1 protein-coding gene and 1 pseudogene are annotated in these 1087 nt (G+C 63.8%); one reads left to right on the top strand and one right to left on the bottom strand.

Annotated features, from left to right (window positions below; translation table 11 throughout):
- A pseudogene (locus ABT116_RS49565) lies at positions 1-93 on the bottom strand (alkaline phosphatase PhoX); the annotation flags it as partial.
- A gap of 77 nt (positions 94-170) precedes the next feature.
- On the opposite strand from ABT116_RS49565, the gene ABT116_RS49560 reads away from it, so the two are divergent.
- The coding region (locus tag ABT116_RS49560; protein WP_351648287.1) for an FAD-dependent oxidoreductase at positions 171-1087 on the top strand (917 nt) is incomplete at its 3' end.

The following is a 1087-nucleotide window of genomic DNA, read 5'->3' as shown; positions in this document are numbered from 1 at the left end:
CCACGGGTCGGTCTCGTAGACGTAGCCGAGGGACACCTCCTCGCAGGACAGCCAGGTGTTCCACGGGGTCTTGCCGCCCGCGCAGTTCTGGCGGGCAGTTCGACATCTCGAAGTTGGTATCGTTCAGCCGAGGGGTTTCGGAGAGGTTGTCCGGCGGTGTTGCCTATCTGATGAAGAAGAACGGCGTCGACGTCATCTCAGGCGCCGCGAAGTTGGTGGACAAAGGCGTCGTATCCGTGGGAGGACAGACGTATCGAGCCGACCACGTGATCATTGCAACCGGCGCCCGTCCGCGTTCGATTCCCGGGGTTGTCCCCGACGGTGATCGGGTGTGGACATACTTCGACGCACTCGTCCCCAAGGAGCTGCCGAAGTCGATGCTCGTGATCGGGTCCGGCGCGATCGGAGTCGAATTCGCCAGCCTGTACCGCGATCTCGGCACCGAGGTGACCATTGTCGAGATGGCACCACACATCATGCCGGTCGAGGACGAAGAGATTTCGGTGTTCGTTCGCAGGCAGTTCGAGAAGCGTGGCATCACGATTCACACCGGAGCCTCGGTGTCGGCCGTGACTGTCGGAGCCGATGCCGTCGAGGTGAGCGTGCAGACGAGCGACGGTGTCCAGACGTTGACCGTGGACCGGGTGTTGGTGGCGGCCGGGATCACCGGCAACGTCGAGGATCTGGGGTTGGAGGCTCTGGGCGTCGAGATCGAGCGCGGTGCGATCGTCACGGACCAGTGGTGCCGTACCAGTGCTTTCGGGATCTACGCCATCGGTGACGTTGCGGGCGCTCCATGTCTGGCGCACAAGGCGAGTCACGAAGCTGTCCTGTGCGTCGAGAAGCTCGCGGGCGTGACCGATGTTCATCCGCTCGATCGCGACTACGTTCCGGGATGCACGTATGCCCGCCCACAGGTGGCGAGTCTGGGTCTGACGGAGAAGCAGTGCGCCGGTACGGGTCGCACGCTGCGGGTCGGACACTTCGACCTTCAGGCGAACGGCAAGGCATTGGCGATCGGCGAGGCCGAAGCCAGCCCCCCAAACGGTTCGCCAAGGACACCGTGCTCATCGTCGACGGCACCCTG

It is taken from the genome of Streptomyces sp. NPDC002130 (assembly GCF_040296465.1).
Lineage (GTDB): Bacteria > Actinomycetota > Actinomycetes > Streptomycetales > Streptomycetaceae > Streptomyces.
This window is presented reverse-complemented; position numbering and strand designations above follow the sequence as displayed.